Below are 19,502 nucleotides of genomic sequence, written 5' to 3'. Positions count from 1 at the left end.
TAAATCTAAGATGCTATAACGTCATACATTCTGAGTAATCCAGCTTCGTCGAATTTCCTTCCCATCACCTGCAGACCGAATGGAAGACCCTTACTGTCATTACCTACGGGTATTGAGATTGCGGGAATTGCGGCGAGATTGACCGAAGCAGTATATATGTCATTCAAATACATTGCGAGCGGATCGTCAACCTTGTCACCCATTTTAAATGCTGTAGTTGGGGTAGTCGGAGAAATTATGTAGTCCACTTCCCCGAAGGCCTTTTCAAAATCTTGTGTAATTAATCTTCTGACTTTCTGCGCTTTTTTATAATATGCGTCATAGTATCCAGCCGACAGGACATATGTCCCAAGCATAATTCGCCTTTTAACTTCTTCACCGAATCCTTCCGTTCGGGTATTGACGTACATATCTTCCAGATTAGATGAATCCTCCGAGCGGTAGCCGTAGCGTACCCCATCATAGCGTGCGAGATTGCTTGAAGCTTCAGCAGAAGTAAGTATATAGTAAGTTTGTATCACATACTTTGAATGCGGGAGTGACACCTCTTTTACCTCAAAGCCGGCTTTTTTGAGATCATCTATTTTCTTTTCGATACTCTGTTTTATTTCAGGATTGAGACCTTCACCGAAGTATTCTTTTGCAATGCCTATCTTAATATCACCCGGCTTTATTTTATTCTCTATCGTATTAGTGTAGGTCTCAACTTTTTCTTTTGACGATGTTGAATCCCTGTCATCTTCGCCGGCTATTACTTCCAGCACAGCGGCAGTATCATAATTATTATTGGAAAATATGCCAATGGAATCAAACGATGATGCAAAAGCCGTAAGTCCGAACCTCGATATCCTACCATAAGTGGCTTTTAATCCTGTTACTCCGCAGAACGATGCAGGCTGCCGAATTGAACCACCTGTCTCCGAACCCAATGATACAAGACACATACCGGCTGCGACAGACACTGCGCTTCCTCCGGAGGAACCTCCCGGAACGCGGGTTTTATCGACCGGATTCAAAACCGGACCGAAATAGGAATTTTCATTGGATGAACCCATAGCGAACTCGTCGCAGTTTACCTTACCTATTATAATAGCATCTTCCGCTTCCAGCCTTTTTATGACAGTCGCGTCATACAGGGCAATAAAATTTTCGAGTATCCTGGAGCCACAGGTGTGGCGTTTATCTTTTATTGAGATCACATCTTTTATGGAAATGACAAGCCCCGCAAGCTTACCGGCATTACCGGATTTGATCTTTTCGTCAATTGCTTTTGCACGCTCTCTGGCTTCATTATCAAAAACAGTTATAAAAACATTAAGGTCTTTTTGTTCACCTATCCTCGCCAGGTAATGATCCACAAGGGCAGAACAGGTAAGTAAACCTGACTTAAGATCAGTTTGTATGTCTTTTAGGTTTGAGGGAATTGTCATATAAAATCCAGCCATCCCGTGAAAACAGGATGGCATTATTTCGGAATTTTAAATCTAGTTTATTTTGGAGTAGTGGGATTCTGCTCAGTAGGATTTTTATCCTCGGTAGAGCTTTTTATGTCCTTTTCTATTTCACTCGTAGCTTTTTTGAATTCCTTAACACCTTTTCCAAGCCCCTGCATGAGTTCAGGTATTTTCTTTGCTCCAAATAATACCAAGATAACAATAGCTATCAGTACTATTTCCGGCGTTCCTAAACCAAACATAATGTTTCTCCTTAAAGATTTTTTTATTACAAAACCGATTCGGCTATACTCTGCAAAATGCGTCTGCCGTCGGTATTCCCGAGTATTTCATCGGATGCCCTCTCAGGGTGAGGCATCATTCCCATTACATTCTTACTTTTATTCTGGATTCCCGCGATATCCATGTATGAACCGTTCGGGTTATCGTTATATGTAAATAGAATCTGATCATTGTTCTTCATCTCGTCGAGTGTTTCTTTACTGCAAAGGAAGTTTCCTTCTCCGTGCGCGATGGGCACCTTAATATCTTCTCCTGCATTGTAATACTTGGTGAAGATGCTATTAGTATTCTCCACATGCAAGGATACCGTCGTACAAATAAACTGAAGATTTGCGTTTTTAATTAAAACTCCGGGAAGAAGACCTGCTTCACACAATATTTGAAAACCGTTACAGATACCAACGACAACACCGCCGTTATTAGCAAACCGGATAACGTCCTTCATTATATTAGAGAACCTTGCAATCGAACCGCCCCTCAAATAATCGCCATAAGAAAAACCACCGGGCAGTATGATTATATTCCTGTCCCCGACACCGCTGTCTTTATGCCAGAGAAACTTTGTATCAGTCTTTAGAATATCATTGAACACATAATAGGCATCATGATCACAGTTAGAACCGGGGAAGACGACTATTCCAACTTTAGCATTCATTATTCAGCTCCATTCTGTGAAATTTCAAATTCGTAATCTTCCATAACCGGGTTTGCAAGAAGTTTTTTGCATGCTTCCTCGGTTATTTTCTTTGCCTCATCTTCACTTTTAGCGTCTATTTTCAGTTCGATACTTTTACCCATCCGAGTGTCCAATATAGAGTCAAAGCCAAGGGATTTCAACGAATGTTCTACGGCTTTGCCCTGTGGGTCAAGTATTGATTTTCTAAGTGATATAGTTACTTTCGCTTTGTACATCCTCTATACAAGGTTAAAATTTGATATTCTAAAATAAGGGGTTTGTATATTAATTGTAAGTCTAAATATGCGTTAAAAACAAAAAGAGGCTGCCTTTTGGACAGCCTCTTTTCCGATATAGAAGTTAAAACTGCGTTTATTTGACACCTGACTTATCCTGTACTTTCTTATTCAAATCTTCCAACTCAGATTGGTCAATTACGTTCCTTGTTACTCTTTTGCCCTGCTCAAGTACTTCAGATTCTTTATCATCATTGCTAAGAGAATCGGTTTTTTTCTTTTTACTTGGCAATGTAGCTGACTTCTTTTCCATTCCAAGTACACCGTCCTTGTCTACTTTTCTTTCTTCTTCTTTTAATAGGCTCTTAGTTTCTATAGAGGGAGATGGAGACTCTTCGGTTTCCTCAGTAGTTATCTTAGTAGGTTTAAATACCTCAGTCGCCTTTACTGTGCCTACAGTTTCATCCTTAACATCTGTCCCGCCTTCTCTGTCACCTCTATTCAAATCCCGTCCGGTATGAGTTTCTCCAAACGTACTTGTTATCTCCTTACCCGGCAATTGGGTCTTCAGAGTTTCTCCGGGAGTGGTTTCATCGGAAGAGGTAATACTCTCATTTTGTTTTTGTTCTTCATTTTGAGATATCGTCGTCTGTGTTTTATCTCCGCTTGATGTGTTCACACCATTCTGGTTTACAACATACACCCATATAAATACAAGGAACACCACGGCTGTAACGCCCATAGCGGGAACCAACCATGCGTTCTTTCCTGCGCCAAAGAGCTTAGCAAAAAAACCGCTCTCGAGCTTTTCCTGATGCTGTTTGTGAATCTGAGTACTTGGTTGAGCTTCGGCGAGGTTTATCCTCCTCTGGAGCTTCATTACAAAGTCATCACTAACCTTCATAGAAGGCAGATTACGCAGCTTCTCTCTTATGTCTAAATGTTTCTCTTTCTCTGTCACTTCCTTAATCCGTAAATTAAATTGTTTCGATAAACTTGTCTTTGATTTATTCTCTGTTTATTCGCCGGGTTTATAAATATCGCTTAATAACTCTTTTAATCTTTCCCTGCCACGGTTTATTCTGGATTTAACTGTACCAAGCGGCAGTCCAGTTATTTGCGCTATCTCTTCATATTCCATATCCTGTATATCCCTGAGTACAATAACCTCTTTGAATTTTTCCCCAAGAGAGTTTATAGCCTTTTGAATATAATAATTTTCAATGCTGGCATTAGCACTGTCTTCAGGCGATATTACATCTGCCGGAAGATCAAAATCCTTTTCATTCTCAGGATCAAAGTCACTTATAGAGATAGCTTTTTGTCTGCTCTTTTTCCGCAGATTTGTTTTTGCAATGTTAATAGCAATTGTATAAAACCATGTCGAAAATTTCGCGATCTCTTTATACAAATGCTTAGAACGATACAACTTTAAAAAAGTGTCCTGTGCCAGATCTTCGGCTTCATCCCTATTACCGGTATACCTGAATAGAAAATTAACCAATTTATCTTTATACCGGAATACAATTTCATTGAAGGCTTCCACATCTTCCTTCTGAAATTCGAATATCAATTCCTCGTCTGTTAAAGCTTTATAATCTAGATCAGCCGGGGGCACCTTTTCAGTAATTTTTTAACGATTTATTAACGAATTAGTTCCGTAAAAGCTATAAATTGACCAGATTGCTAATGAGCTGAGTAAACACTGCTCGCCTGTCGGTTCCTAATGATTTTAGAGCTTTTTCAGATTCATCAATATAGCCAAATGCTTCTTTTAATTTAAGTTCATTAATTTCACCTCTATATTTTTTATAGACCGGAAGCATTTTATCAAAATCATACCATAATTTGAGCTTTTGTTTAAGATCCCAGCCGTGATAATTCCCGATCCGGGGATCGAACATCTTGGTAAGGGTAACAAATGCTGAATTTAACAGTATTAGGAGGAATATTTCAGCATCTTTCTTAAGTATAAGATTATTATATATTTTTAGAGCTGAGTTGGCATCCCGGGAGAATACAGCATGGATAAAATCGCTTTCACTGAAATCTCTCGAAACCCCAATGCAGAGATTAATATCATTCAGTGTAATCTCTCCCGTATCAGAGGCAAAAGTTTTAAGCTTTTCTATTTCCTGGTTTATCTCGTCCATAGATAAATTCAGCATCTGGATAAGGTGCATTATAGCTTCGTCTGTGATCTTAAATCCGGCAAATTTCCCGGCGACCCATTTAAAATACTCTGATTCCCCGAGGTCACCGATAGTGACTATCTCAAGGCTCGGGTCCTTTATCTTATCATACATCGAGCTTTTTACTTCGTCCCCTGTATCAACAATAATAAATACCACATCGCTGTTTTTCATCCTAAAATAAGCGGTAAGAGCCTTGGCTTCATCCTCGTTAAATCCGCGGTAGCCAGGTTTTCTTACCACCTTAAGAAGTACAATCTTCCTTTCGGTAAACATACCCGTATTACTACATTCATTCAGTACCACGGAAGTATCCGTATCATCGGTAAAAAATGAAAAGAGGTGGTCTTTTGGGCTATAGTCCGGACCAATAAATTTTCCAGCAATGTTGTTTACGACTTCATCCAGAAGTATTTTGTCCTTTATAAACAGTAATAGGTTTGGGGGGATGTCGCCTTTTTTTATTCCACTCAGAAACGTGGAATAAGAGCGCTCATAATTTTCTTTTCGCTTTGCCATAATTGAAATTAGTAATAATAGAGGAGATTAGAAATAAATAAGGAGTAATGTTATATAGCAAGGGGTTTATTGTATCTTTTCTTTCTCATAAGTCCAAATATAAGCCCGGCTAAACAAATACCCGCGCAAGCAGCTGCCCAGAAAAGAAAATTGTAGCCATTTATGGTAAGCCTGTAGATGACGATGAACAAAAAAAGTGTAAGCCCTGTGATCTCCCACACAGGATCATTTTCAAGTCGTCTGGTTGTGTTTATGATAGGAGGTTTGTTTATAAGTACCCTGAGCACATCCCAATCCCATATTATCAGCATAATATTTGCCAGAAGCATAAGCCCGGTAATAATGGGCGTTCCTGTAAAGTGATAATTTACAGTGAACATAAAAACGAAGGAAATAATAGGAAAGAAAGCTACTGCACCCAACTTAGCGTAACGCTGTGTCATCAGAAGAAATCCCGCAACCAGCTGACCAAGTCCCATAAACCTCCACAGCATACCGGAGGCATAAAGTGTCTCAAACAAATGCCAAGCAGAATCTATAGGTTCGTCGGCTCCACTCCCGGAAGTGAACCGCTCGCCCATTATTTTAACAATGCTGGCAAAAACAAACGCTGAGCCGATCAGGTAGCGAGTATAAATAATGAATAGCTGTGCAAGGGTATTTTGTTTGAGCTTTTCCACCCGATAAAATTACGGAATAAACCGCAATAAGTTAATAATAAAATAATTCGCCCAGTAAGGACATAGAACCAGGCGAAGTTATGGTCTTTATTATTTTACCAGGACCATTCTTTTCGTTTCCGAAAAAGTTTCTGTAGTAAGCCTATAAAAATAAACTCCGCTTTCAAATTCCGACCCATCAAATGTATATTCATACTGACCTGGACCCAGGTCCTGGTTCACGAGCTGAGCTGTTTGCTTACCGGCTATGTCATATACTGCTAGTTTAACAAAGGAAGCCCGTGGGATCTCAAATTTCAATTTAGTCGATGGGTTAAAGGGGTTCGGATAATTTTGGAAAAGAGCAAACTTTTCCGGGATTTCTGAATTTATCATATTTATTCCGGACGTAACTCCGCGAATAATTCTAAGAGTGTTTGGGCTCGTCAATTCCGAAATGAAAAGCGTATCACCAGTTACTGAAGCGGTTATCCCATTTGGACCTGAAAACTGCGCGGTAAGTGCCGATCCATCCATATGTCCTACTACCCCAGAACCGGCAAAGATCTCATAATTCCCATCCAAATCAACCCTAAAAACATAGGGACTGCCTGAATTGCCAGTTACATAGAGATATCCATGTGAATACTCGAGATGCCCCACATGAAAGGGATGTAAATTTCCCGGCGCTGGCAATTGGCACAAGAGAGTCATAACCCCTCCAGGAGTAATCTTAAAGAGCTTTGCATTGGCAATATTCGGTGCATAAATATTTCCGTTCTCATCAATGGCTAAGCTAACTGGCGCTACCAGACCGTTTCCCTGAACAAAAATGTTTGACTGCCCGGTCGAATCTACAACATAGATTGAATTTCCATTTCCGGGAAATCCGGCGCCATAATGAGAAACATAGATATTTCCAATAGAACGATTTAAAACCACCCCAGATGGACCATCGCTAACAGTCGCAAATCTTGTTGCCACACCTTGAGGCGTAACCTTGTAAAGACCGAGATTGTTGAATGTGCTTACGTAAAGATTACCTGCATTATCGAAATCAATATCAATTGGTCCAGCTAACCCAGTAACAAAAGTGTTCGTAGTGCCATCTAATTGTATCATGTAAATCCTGTTACCATCAAACCCTTCCGTTCCGTATAATATACCGTCATTGCCAAGTGTAAGGCAATCCATCGAGTAATTACCGTCGAGCTGAATTGTTTCTACGACAACGCCTTGTGCAAATACAATCCTGCAGACACTAAACAAAAAGAATACTAAAAATGTAGAGACTATATAACTTTTCATTGTTCCTCACTCCTTTTAAAATTTAAAAGATGAGCGCCCTCAATGATATAAATAGAATAAATAATCGAAAAAGTGAGATTAGCAACTCCAGGTAAGACCCTCGTATAAACAGTTGAAGTTTATTCGGAAGAATGAAATCAATATTTCAGAGGGTGTACTAGATTTCAAAACTATAAGTAGGTTATTGTACAAAATACTACGGGTAACATGCTTCCCAAGTTTCAAACAACTTAATCTTTGAAAATTCAGGAGTTTAAAATTTCGCCCGGTCCGAGGGTAAATGCAACCGGGCGATATGAACTGCGAACAACAATTTATATTTACCCTCGTATTATTTTACCAGGACCATTCTCCTTGTTTCCGAAAAAGCATCTGTCGTAATTTTATAGAAATAAACTCCACTTGCCAGCCTGGAGCCGTCGAAAGAATATTCATATTGACCCGATTCAAGATTCTTGTTCACCAGCTGAGCGATCTGCCTTCCGGTAATGTCATATACTGCCAGTTTAACAAAGGACGATATTGGCATCTCAAATTTCAATTTTGTAGATGGGTTAAACGGGTTCGGATAGTTTTGGTACAGTTTAAAATCATCCGGAATGTCCGAACCTATTGCTTGAATTCCGCTAGTCACATCAACAACGAAATCCAGCGACCACGCGTTAAGAGTGCCTGTATTTCCCGATGCTCTGTCATATACCAGCAATATCCAGTCACCGTTTATACTCACATTATTAAATCGGGAAAGCGGGCTGGATGGTTTATACTGTCCCGAAAACGGAGCGCTTCCCGTCGATATGGAATTTGAGGCAGAATCGTTGAGAACAGTTCCGATAAAATTATCTCCAGAGCCTCCCACTCTATAGATCGTAGTGTCGGTTAAGCCATTATGTATAAGATAAAACTCGAGATCATCCGTATTGGGGTGCAAAACCGAATCAATGTTTAGATTAACGTCGACCACATTGTAATTAAGCAAGGAGCTATATTCTATCGAGATCGTGTCCCTTGTGCTGGCAAGGTCATTGATAGGTTTACCGAGCGAGTTCTTTTTAAACTGTACACCAAAATTAGAGGAAGGTGCGTATTTTATTATGGCAATATCGTACCCGGTAGTATCACCAAGGCTTGTTCCGCAGGCATAAGCATTCCCATTTTGATCGACACCCACCGCGACAGGGTTGTCAGGGCCATTACCGGTACCATTATAAGTCTTTCCCCATTGAAAGGATCCGTTTGAACTATATTTAACGGTAGCTATGTTTCCTGCGCCGTATTCCGCGCCCGTCACATATATATTTGATGCATCGTCAATAGCAATATCATATCCTCTATATCCATCTGTGTTATTGCTGAAACCATCATATGATCTCAGCCATACTTGATTTCCGTTTGGATCATATTTTATTGTAGTAATATCATAGGATGTAGGAAAACCCGTTGTACCGCTTTCACCGGTTACATAAACATTACCAAGGTTATCACATACGACCGACCTGCATACATCCCAGCCCATCGGAGAGTTATAAGTCCTTACCCATAATATGTTGCCGTCATTATCAAATTTTACGGTTCCAAAATCCAGATGATCATTTCCGGCAAGGATGATGTTGCTGTTATTGTCTATGACCATGTCATTCATTGATGTGTTGGATGAATTCATCGGCGGTGTATAATAGGTAAACCACACCGGTAAATTCAGACTCAATTCCGGCTCATACTTTAACACAATATACCGGACCGTATCCTGTACATCTGCATACCCGGCAACAATAACTTTACCGTTTCCGTCAAGTGCAATCTTCCTTGCTCCCTCACTCCCGGCATTAAAGAAAGTCTGACCTATCACCTGCCCTGTTGAACCATCGAATTTCACAATAAGAAGATTATTCAGAAACGTTGCGCCTGTATAATATTCACCGCATACAAAAACATTGCCAGATGCATCCGTCACGAGATCGAAACCACCAGTGTAAGCCATATTTCCAGTGTAATGATATGTCTTAGCCCAAAGCTGTGTACCGCCCGGACTGTATTTAATAACGAGCATTTCGTTCCCGCCTCCCGAAACAATTGCATTTTCACCCGTAACATAAACATTACCGCCGGCATCAACGTAAATCGCTCTTCCAAATGCACCGTTATTGAGCGGAGCATGGAAGTTTTGTATCCACTGCATCACTCCCTGTGAATTGTACTTTACCGTCACAGCTTCCATAATGCTGTTATTGATCCCGGTTTGCTTTTGATAACCTGTTACATATACATTACCGCCGGCATCAACATACATATCGTTTACGCCATCGTTTCTCACGCTGTCAGAGGTAAATCTCTGCGCCCATTGCTCATCCACCTGGCAATAGGCACTCACAACCAATAGCTGAAGAATAATTACTAAAATTATTTTCATTGTTTTACCCTCGAAAATTTATTTAAATGTTAAGTAAAACTATAATCGGGGCCCTACTTTACCAAAGAATCTTTCACTGAAATTTAGGAATTTTTATATTCAAGCAAACAGATATATATTGCAAAAAACCTAATTTTTAGCTTATTTAGTTAGAGTTTAACGCCAATTTTTTAGGAAATTTCAAATGAAAAATTCCCGGGTTATTAAGGCTTTGAAGACACTGAATGTGAAAGAACTAAGAAGGTTTCGTGAATTTGTTCATTCTCCATTCTTTAACAAAAATAAAAACGTACAAGCGCTGATAGATTTACTGTGCAAATATTATCCATCATTCGACAGCATTTCGTTTACCCAGGAAAAGATGTTCAGGAAAGTTTTTCCGGATCTTGATTTCGATTATTTTAAGTTAAGAAACCTTTTTTCCGAACTATTCAAGCTTTACAACTCTTACCTAAAAACAATAGCCTACGAGAAAAACGAGCTAGAAGGAGGAATAGATTTGCTATCTGAACTCCATGATAGGAAACTGAATGTTCCTTATAGACAAATTGACAGCGAAATAGAAAAAAAATTATCTTCTTCTAAAATAAAGGACGAATATTATTTTTATCTAAGGCATAAACTTAATAAGATAAACACATCGCATTATAAGTTTGACAAATCAAAGAAGTATGAGTTCGATAGTATTCAGACCGAGTTCAATAGTTTTCTCCAATTTAGTATAACCGGATTGCTTCAGCACTACTCTAAAATGCTTCATAACCGTAATCATGGAAATATCAAATACGATTTGGAGATGTTTGACCTTGTTATGGAATACATAAAGGACAAAGATTTCGAAGACAGTCCATCATGTATGATCTACAAACAGATCATACTTGTAGAACTTTCAAGGAAAGAAGAAGATTACAGGAAGCTATTACAGCTAAAGAAGAAATTCCGGGACAATATTTCAAAAGAGGACCTTTATTATGTTTACCTGGTAATGAATTCCTATTCAGTCGGGAAATTAAGGGAGGGAGATGAGACATACTATAAGGACAGATTTGAAGCCCTGAAAGGAGTAGTGGATGAAAAATTTTTTGCATCTGACTATATCCTCTTTCCGAATTTTATCTCAACATACACGTCAGCATGCATGGTTGGTGAATTCAAATGGGTGGATGATTTTATGGCAAACTACAGCAAAGGTATCTCACCCCAAAAGGAAAAGGATAATACCATAACATACTGCAAGGGTTTTCTGGCATACAGGAAAAAGGAATATGATAAGGCTCTTCATCTTTTCTCAATGACAAATTTTAAATTTTTTCTTTTCAAGGTGATGGTGAAAAGCTATATGCTACGGATATATTATGAGCAGGGTCTGCATGAGCAAACCTTAAGTGCAATAGATGCATTCCGTCACTATCTTAAAAACGAGGAAATGATTGGAGAGAATCAAAAGAAAGCGCATTATGATTTTTTAAAGCATCTGACCACGTTGTCAAATATCAAAATTGTGAATAATCAAAAGAAAAACTTCCCCTCAATAATGTCATTGGAGAAGCAGATCCAATCGATGGATAACTCACTGGGCATAAGAAATTGGCTGCTAAGCAAAACAAAGGAGCTATTGAATTCGACATAGATTGTTGGATTATTAATGCAAAATTTTAATTATTTTTGTATATAAGATTTGAAGATGAAATTTTCCTTCCAGGAATTAGGCTTTACAAAAAACGAGGCAAGGATATTGATCCTGGCTGTCTCGGTAATAACAGCCGGATTCTGCATTAAATACTATGATAGTATTTTCAATCCATCCAGCGATGAGAACTTCGACTTCACACGGTCTGATCTGGAATTTAGCCTACAATCCTCTGTATCAAACGAAACAGAGGTCCCCAATCAGGAAACCCCAATAAATATTAATACGGCTTCGCTGGAAGAGCTTATGACACTGGACGGAATCGGAGAGTCAATAGCATCGGGAATAATATCTTACAGAAACAAACATGGCGAATTCTCAAAGCTTGAAGACCTGATGAAGGTCAGCGGGATAGGAAAGAAGAAGTTTGGAAAAATCAAAAAGAAAATAAAAGTAAAATAAACTTGATCTCATTAGCAATAGGATTTTCCGGAAATAGTATAAGGTTTGCCGCGATAAATGACGACAAAAAGCTTACTCATATTTCCGAGCTTGAAACAGATTTTGATTTCGACAATGAGATCCCCGATCATCATGGGGACGAACACCTTATCTCCGAACTCGCTTCCATCATATGCGATAATCTCAAAAAGATAGACGATATATCTTTTACAAGCGTAAACCTTGTTTTAAATACAATGCAAATGTTTTCAAATGTTATGCCGCTCGAAGTTGCCGAAGACGAACAAGTTACATCGTCCAATATATTATGGGATACTTCGATCTATTACCCGGATGACTATGAGAATTTTAATATAAACTTTTACCGTTTAAATAAATTAAACGAAGATGACTCTGATAACACTTACACCGTGCTTGTCCTGGGAATAGATCGCAATATTATTAATTTTTTTAGACGAATATTCGATGAGTGCGGACTGAAGATAAATATATTCGACTGCGATCACTCTGCTGTTTCAGGCTTGATCGAATCCGACGAACAATATATCCTGCTTGGTTTAAAACCGGGACGGATAGACATATCTATAAATGACAGAGACGACATCAAATATTTTGATTACTCATACACCGGATCGTTTGATTTTAAAAGAGAGCTTGACAAACAACTTGCGAGCCTTGAAATAAATGAGAGCTTTGAGAGAGCAAAAGAGATATATATTTATGGAGAAAGCCTCCTTGAATCTGTAAAGGAATACCTGGAGCAAAAGTACGAGAACAAGGAAATAAAGATACTGGATCCTCTGGAAAGATTTGGACAGGGGGCTTCAATCGACAATATCTTGCATTTCAGTTCGGGAGCAAGATTCGCACCGTTATTCGGTCTTGTTCTAAAGGCAATGGAGCATGAATAATGAGGATTATATCCGGAGCTTATAAAGGCAGAAGGCTAAAATCCCCTCCAAAAACATCAAAGGTAAGACCTACAACCGACCGAGTGCGTGAAACACTCTTTAATCTAATCACAAATAGAATTGACCTCAACCAGACAAAAGTGCTCGACCTCTTCTGCGGAACGGGCAGTCTGGGCATAGAGTGCTTATCGCGAGGAGCGTTAGAAGCTGTTTTTGTGGATAAGGATATTAGTACTATAAAAGAAAATGTTGATATGCTTGAAATAAACGATAATGTAAAAGTCAGAAAAGCTGATGCTTTTAGATATCTAAAAAAAACTGAAGAAAGTTTTAATATAACTTTTGCAGACCCTCCTTATTCTTTTAAAGATTATGACTTTCTCATTGAAGAAGCCTCCGGAAAAACACAATACTTGATATTGGAACATTCGTCAAGTACCGGATTTGAAGGGCAAACCGTCATGTTACGAAAGGATTTTGGTGAGACATCATTGACTTTTTTTGAATTTAAGAAATAGTTTTATTACAGCATGGAAAACATCACGGCAGTATATCCCGGTACATTCGATCCAATTACAAATGGTCATCTTGATATCATCGAAAGAGCATCCGCTTTATTCAGCAAGGTCATAGTAACTGTTGCAGTTAATACAAGTAAAGCTCCACTTTTTACAAAAGATGAACGCAAGGATATGATAGAGAATGTCACTTCCGGATTTGACAATGTGGAGGTCGATGCATTCGACGGACTGTTGGTAGATCTCGCGAAAAAAAAACAAGCCTCTGTTATTATTAGAGGCTTGCGTGCTATATCAGATTTCGAATATGAATTTCAAATGTCTTTAACTAACAGGAAACTTGCTCCCGGCATAAACACCATCTTTTTAATGCCCAATGAAAAATATACCTATCTAAATTCCTCACTCATCCGCGAACTTGCAAAATTTAACGCGGATATAACCGACTTCGTTCCGGCTTATGTACTGGAAAAATTAAAAGGGAAAAACTCCCGTTAAAGTACAGTCGAGAGATCCGTATCAGAATATTTTCCGTCCCTGAAATATATAAGTATACTCTTAAAGTCACCTGCATCGACGTATCCCGGGAAACTCACCGACTCAACTCCATTATATTTAAACTTTATAACATCCCCTGACGCAGTCATAAAAGCATGCGTCGGATAACTGGTCAAGCCAAGTGCTTTAGCAAGTTCGGCAGCGCTGTATTTTTTTCCCTTATAATCATACGATTCGCTACCAGCGGCATTAAGCTTTATATATATAAAGGATCCAAGAAGATCTTTTACGTCAGCCTGAGAATATACCTCGCTATCCATCTTCTGACTCCACTTGTCGGAGTCGGAATAGATATTGATAACTATTTTTTTACCCTGTGACTTTGCGGCATTCAAACCGTCAGTAAAACTATAAATGGTTTGACCGTGCGCAGTGGATAATCCAGTCACTAAAAACAGACCTATAAATAATTTTAATAGTGTTTTCATTTTCGTCCTTTCTCTCCTCACTACCATTAAACCAGATTTATCAAAAATAGTTCTACCTAATATTTAAAAATTTTACTCTATAAATTCAATACAATTATAATTTTACAAAGAGAAAAGGCAGTGGATTATATGTATGTTTTATTCTAAGTTGCTCAGGATTCCCTGACTTAACAATAAGATAATGATGAGGCCTAAAACAATTCTATATATAATAAAAACCATATTAGAGTGTGTCTTTAAGTAGCGGATAAGGAATGCAATCGAGAGATAACCTACTACTCCTGAAACAACCGTAGCAATTATCAGCACAGTAAAATTCTCATTCAATAATGTTGTGCGCTCAGAATAAAGCTCGTATAGACCGCTCAAACCAATAGCAGGAATACTAAGTAGAAATGAATACCGGGCAGTTACGTCTCTTTTTAATCCCCGGAATAAACCGGCTGTAATAGTAACACCGCTTCTTGAGCTTCCCGGTATCAGAGCAAGCGCCTGTGCCAGTCCAATGATAATTCCGTCTTTTATTGTGATCTCTTCAAACTCCTTTTTACGAGTTCCAACCTTCTCGGCAATAAAAAGCACAATAGCAAGTAATATTAATGACGCACTGATGACGTATAAACCTCTAGCATCACCTTCTATAAACTTTTTGAAAAGTAACCCACAAATCCCAATGGGGATCGTGCCTATAATGATAAGAATAAATATCCGGGACTCGGGATTTGAGATGAAGTCTTTATTCTTTAGAGCGGAAAAGAATCCTTTAGTAAGATTGATAATGTCAGTTCGAAAATAAATGAGAGTGGCAATAAGCGTACCCATCTGAATTACCGCACTGAACGCGGCTCCTGCATCTTTCCAGCCCAGTAAAGCCGGAATAACTCTTAGGTGTGCTGTACTACTGATAGGAATGAACTCTGTTAACCCTTGTATTGCTCCATAAACAACAGCTTTAATTATTTCGTCCATCTATGAGTAAATTAGAAGATGAAGATTTCCATTCCGAGGCGTAAACCAACTCCAAAACTACTTGAATTAACTGCTTCACCATTATTATTCAACAGAGGTATTCCGTTATCATCTTTAAGGTCTCCGGTAAATGTCTTAAAAGTGTACACGCTCACGTAGCCACCAACATTACTGCTGATCTGCAGATTAGCCACACCCTCACCCATAATACCAAATCCACTGGAGTGATATTTGGTTTCCGCTCCAAATCTTTTGGCAGAAAAATTAGTGATTATATATCCGGGACCTGCTCCGATCTTTATAAAGCTGTTCTTATCCGGTATAATATAATTAAACAAAATATAAGGCTGGTGGTTTATGTATGAATATTCATAATTAGGAAACCTTGTAACCGAAAATGATTTAGTAAAGAATGAGTACTCACCTTTTATGGAAAAATTCTTTGCAAGCTGGTATTCTATCCCGGAAAAAAATTCTAATCCTCCATCTAGTGTCGAAAGGCGTTCGTCAGAAGGGATGATATTGTATGAAGGTATGTCACCCTCAATGAAAGTAATAATGGACGGATTACTGCTGTAGTTAGCACCCATACCAAAAGAAAAAGATATGTAACTGTTTTTCTTATTTAACTGACTAAAGGAGTCGGGGTTTTTATTTTGTCCAAATAAACTACTGGAGAAAATAAAAACCAGCATAAACGAGACAATAAAAATTGACCCCGAGCGTAAGAATTTTATTTTATGCGTCAATGTTTGCGTAGCGGGCATTCTCCTCGATGAATTTTCTTCTGGGCTCTACTTCCTCACCCATCAATGTTCTGAATATCTTATCAGCCGCCGCCGCATTTTCATTCGTAACCTTAACGATCGTTCTTGTTTCCGGATTCATAGTTGTAGACCAAAGCTGTTCTGGATTCATTTCGCCTAAACCTTTAAAGCGGGAGATGGTTACTTTAGCACCTTTAGTGGTTTTGATTACTTCCGCTCCTTCCTCGGGAAGATCTTCCTCTTCATGTTCATCTGCACCGTTGGCAATAGTTTTCTTATCAACTTTCAACGATTTCAAAATTGTATCTCTCTCAGCCTCATCATACGCATACTGCTCTGTACTTCCCTTTTTTATCTTGTATAGTGGGGGTTGTGCAATGTAAAGCTTACCCGATTCAATAATATCTTTCATGTGCCTGTAAAAGAAAGTAAGCAAGAGTGTTCTTATATGGGAGCCGTCGACGTCAGCATCACACATAAGGATTATCTTTCCGTAACGGACTTTCGATTCATCGAACTCCTCTGAGCTTCCCAATCCAGCTCCGATCGCTGTTATAATGGATTTTATTTCTTCGTTAGCAAGGATCTTATTTATCCTCGCCTTCTCTACGTTTAGTATCTTACCTCTTAATGGGAGAATAGCCTGAAAGCGCCTATCTCTTCCTTGCTTAGCAGTACCACCTGCGGAGTCACCCTCAACAAGGTAAATTTCACATTCATCAGGATTAGTTATTGAGCAATCGGCAAGCTTACCGGGAAGCCCACCAATATCGAGGGCGTTCTTTCTCCTGGCCAAATCACGAGCTTTCCTTGCCGCCATTCTTGCCTCAGCCGCTGAAATACATTTCTCGAGTATCTTTTTGGCAACGGATGGATTCTCTTCGAGGTAATTGCCTAGCTGTTCACCTGTAATGGATTGTACAATACCCTTTACCTCGCTGTTACCAAGTTTCGTTTTCGTTTGTCCTTCAAATTGCGGCTCAGGGACTTTCACACTTATTATCGCAGTTATTCCTTCTCTGAAATCATCACCTGTCAGCTGGAGATCCTTTTTTATAATGTTATTTTTAGTTCCGTAATTATTAAGTGTTCGTGTCAGAGCGGCTTTGAATCCTTCGAGATGTGTGCCTCCTTCATGTGTATTAATGTTATTCACAAAAGAGATCATATTATCATTGAAGGAAAGATTATATTGGAATGCTATTTCCACCTGTATGCTCTCCCTCTCGCCTTCTACATATATAGGTTTACCACTAATGGATTTTTCACCTTCATCGAGATATTTTACAAAATCAATGAGACCGCCTTTGAAATTAAACTTCTCTTCCTTGCCGTCTCTTTCATCTTTAAATATTATCGTTATGCCTTTATTAAGGTAAGCAAGTTCTCGCATCCTGGCTTCTAGCGTTGAAAATTTAAACTCAGTCGTTCTGAATATCTCTGCATCGGGCTTAAACGTTATAATGGAGCCGGTTTTTTGCTTTACCTTTCCTACTGCCTTAACTTTGGACGTAGGAACGCCTCTTATATACTTCTGCTTAAATATCTCTCCATTCCTATATACTTCGGCTTCCAGCCACTCACTGAGCGCATTCACGACTGAGACACCAACGCCGTGAAGTCCGCCGGACACCTTATAAGTATTCCTATCGAACTTACCACCCGCATTTAGCTGTGTCATAACAAGTTCAAGTGTGGATATCTTCTCAGTTGGGTGAATACCGGTTGGGATACCCCGCCCGTTATCCTCTACCGAAACAGAACCGTCCTTGTGAATAGTAACCACGATCCTGTCGCAGACACCAGCTAACGCTTCGTCTATCGCATTATCAACAACTTCGTTTACAAGGTGATGAAGTCCGCGTGAAGAAACGTCTCCAATATACATAGCCGGTCTTTTCCTGACGTGTTCCAGCCCTTTGAGAACTTTAATATCACTCTCTTTATAGTCGTTACCCTTACTTTCCTGTTTTGCTACTTTATTCTCTTTTGCTTTTGCCATAAAATTATCTAAATACTATTTCCTTAATTGTTGATTTTTTTAAAACTTTATTTAGGTTGTCTATTATTTCCGTTTTCTTAAGTGAAAGCTCGTATCTCCAGACACTATTTTCAGCCTTCACGAATAGCTTTGAATTTCTTATCTCCACCGGCTCGGAATGCTTTGCGATTGAGCTTCCTACACATTCCTCCCAGGCATCGTATATCTTTAACTCCTGCATCCTGCCATCGACACCAAAGTATCTCATGAACTCATCCAGCTCCTCTTTAAGGCTAATCGTCTTGTTCATTCTTGTTTTTGTATCGATCTTTTTATGCATTCTATTACTCTGTTACATTACCGCGTACAACTTTAAAAACTTCTATTTCGTCTTCCCCGTACATCTCTTCTATCTTTTTAAGATAATCCTCACCCGTCGTTGTAAGGAATATCTGCCCGAATTCTTTCAGATGTAATATGATCTTAAACACCCTGCCCGAATCAAGCTCTGAAAGTATATCATCTAATAAAAGTAACGGTGCAGTATCTCTTTTCTCTTTTAGAAAATCAAACTCTGCTAAAATAAGCGCCACAACGAAAGTCTTATGCTCTCCTTGCGAAGCGTGATTTTTAAGGTCAAATACTTCACCCGTATTTTCACTCTTATCTTTCTCCAGCTTGAACAAGAAGTCATCTCTCTGAGGACCCACAAGAGTCAATCCTCTGTCGATTTCTTCCTTCCTTCTCTCTATGAGAACGGCTTCGATCTTTTCCTTAATTTCGCCGGGAGTATATTCATCTATCTCATCATGCTTTACTTCACCTATAACATCCGAATAATAAATAATACTGCAATAATTATCCTCAGCGGTAAGATATCTGAAATTCTTTTCGAAGAACGACTTAAACTCTTTTAAAAAGATCAGCCTCCTGAATATTATCTCAGATCCTACATCAGCCAGTTTCTCATTATATGAATTCAGCAGATCATCTTTTTCCGAAGGTGCATACCTGCTTCCTGCTTTCAAAAGAGCATTCTTAAGCTTCACCAGCTTAACAAGTTTCTTCAGATTATCCAGGTATATTGTGCCGGTTTGAGAGATTATTATGTCGAAGAACTTCCTTCTTTCACCCGGATTGCCATAAGTAATATTGAGGCTGTGAGGCGAAAGAAACACTACCGGTATCCTTCCAAAAAGATCTGAAGAGAATGAACGAACCGGATCTCTGTTTAAATGATATACTTTCTTTCTTGTTTCGCTATTATAGTTAAGCACCACAAGGTCAGTATTATCCATTTCATTCACAAACTCTCCGGTAACAAAGAACTCTTTCTCCCCGAACATAACACAATCTATTTCGCCTGAACCAATAAAACTCTTCCCGAAAGTCAGCAACGAAATCGCCTCAAGTATGTTCGTCTTCCCATGCCCGTTATCGCCATAGATATAATTAAACTTTGCATTAAAGCTAAGCTCCAGTTCGGGATAATTCCTGAAGTTTACAAGTTTGAATTTCTTTAAGATCACTCTCCATCCTCTG

Annotated in this window: 21 protein-coding genes; 5 read left to right on the top strand and 16 right to left on the bottom strand. The window is 38.9% G+C overall.

Annotated features, from left to right (window positions below):
• Nucleotides 1–5: 5 nt before the first annotated feature.
• From gatA to H6614_09395, 10 genes are all read right to left on the bottom strand, one after another.
• Entirely contained in the window at nucleotides 6–1,430 is a 1,425-nt protein-coding gene (gene gatA / locus H6614_09440) for an Asp-tRNA(Asn)/Glu-tRNA(Gln) amidotransferase subunit GatA (GenBank protein MCB9243886.1), read from the bottom strand.
• Between the two features lie 59 nt (nucleotides 1,431–1,489).
• Nucleotides 1,490–1,696, bottom strand: a complete 207-nt coding sequence (locus H6614_09435; protein ID MCB9243885.1) for a twin-arginine translocase TatA/TatE family subunit — start codon at nucleotides 1,694–1,696, stop codon at nucleotides 1,490–1,492.
• Between the two features lie 26 nt (nucleotides 1,697–1,722).
• Entirely contained in the window at nucleotides 1,723–2,391 is a 669-nt protein-coding gene (gene purQ / locus H6614_09430; protein ID MCB9243884.1) for a phosphoribosylformylglycinamidine synthase subunit PurQ, read from the bottom strand.
• Nucleotides 2,391–2,648, bottom strand: coding sequence for a phosphoribosylformylglycinamidine synthase subunit PurS (purS, locus tag H6614_09425; GenBank protein MCB9243883.1), 258 nt, complete (start codon nucleotides 2,646–2,648; stop codon nucleotides 2,391–2,393). Before purS ends, purQ begins: the two co-directional genes overlap by 1 nt.
• Before the next feature lie 136 nt (nucleotides 2,649–2,784).
• On the bottom strand, nucleotides 2,785–3,609 hold the full coding sequence (locus tag H6614_09420; protein MCB9243882.1) for a hypothetical protein: 825 nt from the start codon (nucleotides 3,607–3,609) through the stop codon (nucleotides 2,785–2,787).
• 57 nt (nucleotides 3,610–3,666) lie between these two features.
• Entirely contained in the window at nucleotides 3,667–4,266 is a 600-nt protein-coding gene (locus H6614_09415) for a sigma-70 family RNA polymerase sigma factor (GenBank protein MCB9243881.1), read from the bottom strand.
• A 49-nt stretch (nucleotides 4,267–4,315) separates the two neighbouring features.
• Entirely contained in the window at nucleotides 4,316–5,359 is a 1,044-nt protein-coding gene (gene holA, locus H6614_09410) for a DNA polymerase III subunit delta (GenBank protein MCB9243880.1), read from the bottom strand.
• A gap of 50 nt (nucleotides 5,360–5,409) precedes the next feature.
• The gene (locus H6614_09405; protein MCB9243879.1) at nucleotides 5,410–6,039 is read right to left on the bottom strand and encodes a hypothetical protein; all 630 of its coding nucleotides are present in this window, start codon (nucleotides 6,037–6,039) and stop codon (nucleotides 5,410–5,412) included.
• A 90-nt stretch (nucleotides 6,040–6,129) separates the two neighbouring features.
• Nucleotides 6,130–7,326 carry a T9SS type A sorting domain-containing protein gene (locus tag H6614_09400; GenBank protein MCB9243878.1) on the bottom strand — a complete coding sequence of 399 codons (1,197 nt, stop codon included), beginning with the start codon at nucleotides 7,324–7,326 and terminating at the stop codon, nucleotides 6,130–6,132.
• A gap of 331 nt (nucleotides 7,327–7,657) precedes the next feature.
• Nucleotides 7,658–9,736: a T9SS type A sorting domain-containing protein gene (locus H6614_09395; protein ID MCB9243877.1), complete on the bottom strand. Its 2,079-nt coding sequence runs from the start codon at nucleotides 9,734–9,736 to the stop codon at nucleotides 7,658–7,660.
• A gap of 184 nt (nucleotides 9,737–9,920) precedes the next feature.
• Here H6614_09395 and H6614_09390 point away from each other — a divergent pair, with 184 nt between their 5' ends.
• From H6614_09390 to coaD, 5 genes are read left to right on the top strand one after another with little or no spacing between them, the layout of a single operon-like run.
• Nucleotides 9,921–11,366 carry a hypothetical protein gene (locus H6614_09390; protein MCB9243876.1) on the top strand — a complete coding sequence of 482 codons (1,446 nt, stop codon included), beginning with the start codon at nucleotides 9,921–9,923 and terminating at the stop codon, nucleotides 11,364–11,366.
• Nucleotides 11,367–11,420: 54 nt separating this feature from the next.
• On the top strand, nucleotides 11,421–11,828 hold the full coding sequence (locus H6614_09385) for a helix-hairpin-helix domain-containing protein (GenBank protein ID MCB9243875.1): 408 nt from the start codon (nucleotides 11,421–11,423) through the stop codon (nucleotides 11,826–11,828).
• 2 nt (nucleotides 11,829–11,830) lie between these two features.
• Complete coding sequence (locus H6614_09380; protein ID MCB9243874.1) at nucleotides 11,831–12,739, top strand: hypothetical protein; 909 nt, start codon at nucleotides 11,831–11,833, stop codon at nucleotides 12,737–12,739.
• On the top strand, nucleotides 12,739–13,257 hold the full coding sequence (rsmD, locus tag H6614_09375) for a 16S rRNA (guanine(966)-N(2))-methyltransferase RsmD (protein MCB9243873.1): 519 nt from the start codon (nucleotides 12,739–12,741) through the stop codon (nucleotides 13,255–13,257). The genes H6614_09380 and rsmD overlap by 1 nt, the downstream gene beginning before the upstream one ends.
• Before the next feature lie 12 nt (nucleotides 13,258–13,269).
• Complete coding sequence (coaD, locus tag H6614_09370) at nucleotides 13,270–13,755, top strand: pantetheine-phosphate adenylyltransferase (protein ID MCB9243872.1); 486 nt, start codon at nucleotides 13,270–13,272, stop codon at nucleotides 13,753–13,755.
• Here the strand turns inward: coaD and H6614_09365 are convergent.
• The 6 genes from H6614_09365 to recF form a co-directional block, all read right to left on the bottom strand.
• The gene (locus tag H6614_09365; protein MCB9243871.1) at nucleotides 13,752–14,243 is read right to left on the bottom strand and encodes a DUF255 domain-containing protein; all 492 of its coding nucleotides are present in this window, start codon (nucleotides 14,241–14,243) and stop codon (nucleotides 13,752–13,754) included. The genes coaD and H6614_09365 overlap by 4 nt on opposite strands.
• Nucleotides 14,244–14,381: 138 nt before the next feature.
• Nucleotides 14,382–15,212 carry an undecaprenyl-diphosphate phosphatase gene (locus H6614_09360; GenBank protein MCB9243870.1) on the bottom strand — a complete coding sequence of 277 codons (831 nt, stop codon included), beginning with the start codon at nucleotides 15,210–15,212 and terminating at the stop codon, nucleotides 14,382–14,384.
• A gap of 11 nt (nucleotides 15,213–15,223) precedes the next feature.
• Entirely contained in the window at nucleotides 15,224–15,802 is a 579-nt protein-coding gene (locus H6614_09355) for a hypothetical protein (protein ID MCB9243869.1), read from the bottom strand.
• A 148-nt stretch (nucleotides 15,803–15,950) separates the two neighbouring features.
• On the bottom strand, nucleotides 15,951–17,981 hold the full coding sequence (gene gyrB / locus H6614_09350) for a DNA topoisomerase (ATP-hydrolyzing) subunit B (GenBank protein MCB9243868.1): 2,031 nt from the start codon (nucleotides 17,979–17,981) through the stop codon (nucleotides 15,951–15,953).
• A 4-nt stretch (nucleotides 17,982–17,985) separates the two neighbouring features.
• On the bottom strand, nucleotides 17,986–18,300 hold the full coding sequence (locus H6614_09345; GenBank protein MCB9243867.1) for a DUF721 domain-containing protein: 315 nt from the start codon (nucleotides 18,298–18,300) through the stop codon (nucleotides 17,986–17,988).
• 4 nt (nucleotides 18,301–18,304) lie between these two features.
• Nucleotides 18,305–19,489: a DNA replication and repair protein RecF gene (recF, locus tag H6614_09340; protein ID MCB9243866.1), complete on the bottom strand. Its 1,185-nt coding sequence runs from the start codon at nucleotides 19,487–19,489 to the stop codon at nucleotides 18,305–18,307.
• Between the last annotated feature and the right edge of the window lie 13 nt (nucleotides 19,490–19,502).

This window comes from Ignavibacteriales bacterium, from assembly GCA_020635255.1.
GTDB lineage: Bacteria > Bacteroidota > Ignavibacteria > Tepidaquicellales > Tepidaquicellaceae > JAEYVS01.
This window is presented reverse-complemented; position numbering and strand designations above follow the sequence as displayed.

Excerpts from the sequence above, each read along its gene's own strand:
- H6614_09390 (MCB9243876.1), top strand. The coding sequence starts at position 9,921 with ATGAAAAATTCCCGGGTTATTAAGGCTTTGAAGACACTGAATGTGAAA.
- holA (MCB9243880.1), bottom strand. The coding sequence starts at position 5,359 with ATGGCAAAGCGAAAAGAAAATTATGAGCGCTCTTATTCCACGTTTCTG.
- purS (MCB9243883.1), bottom strand. The coding sequence starts at position 2,648 with ATGTACAAAGCGAAAGTAACTATATCACTTAGAAAATCAATACTTGAC.
- H6614_09355 (MCB9243869.1), bottom strand. The coding sequence starts at position 15,802 with ATGGGTGCTAACTACAGCAGTAATCCGTCCATTATTACTTTCATTGAG.
- rsmD (MCB9243873.1), top strand. The coding sequence starts at position 12,739 with ATGAGGATTATATCCGGAGCTTATAAAGGCAGAAGGCTAAAATCCCCT.
- gatA (MCB9243886.1), bottom strand. The coding sequence starts at position 1,430 with ATGACAATTCCCTCAAACCTAAAAGACATACAAACTGATCTTAAGTCA.
- H6614_09435 (MCB9243885.1), bottom strand. The coding sequence starts at position 1,696 with ATGTTTGGTTTAGGAACGCCGGAAATAGTACTGATAGCTATTGTTATC.
- H6614_09400 (MCB9243878.1), bottom strand. The coding sequence starts at position 7,326 with ATGAAAAGTTATATAGTCTCTACATTTTTAGTATTCTTTTTGTTTAGT.
- coaD (MCB9243872.1), top strand. The coding sequence starts at position 13,270 with ATGGAAAACATCACGGCAGTATATCCCGGTACATTCGATCCAATTACA.
- H6614_09365 (MCB9243871.1), bottom strand. The coding sequence starts at position 14,243 with ATGAAAACACTATTAAAATTATTTATAGGTCTGTTTTTAGTGACTGGA.
- H6614_09345 (MCB9243867.1), bottom strand. The coding sequence starts at position 18,300 with ATGCATAAAAAGATCGATACAAAAACAAGAATGAACAAGACGATTAGC.
- H6614_09360 (MCB9243870.1), bottom strand. The coding sequence starts at position 15,212 with ATGGACGAAATAATTAAAGCTGTTGTTTATGGAGCAATACAAGGGTTA.
- gyrB (MCB9243868.1), bottom strand. The coding sequence starts at position 17,981 with ATGGCAAAAGCAAAAGAGAATAAAGTAGCAAAACAGGAAAGTAAGGGT.
- H6614_09395 (MCB9243877.1), bottom strand. The coding sequence starts at position 9,736 with ATGAAAATAATTTTAGTAATTATTCTTCAGCTATTGGTTGTGAGTGCC.
- purQ (MCB9243884.1), bottom strand. The coding sequence starts at position 2,391 with ATGAATGCTAAAGTTGGAATAGTCGTCTTCCCCGGTTCTAACTGTGAT.
- H6614_09385 (MCB9243875.1), top strand. The coding sequence starts at position 11,421 with ATGAAATTTTCCTTCCAGGAATTAGGCTTTACAAAAAACGAGGCAAGG.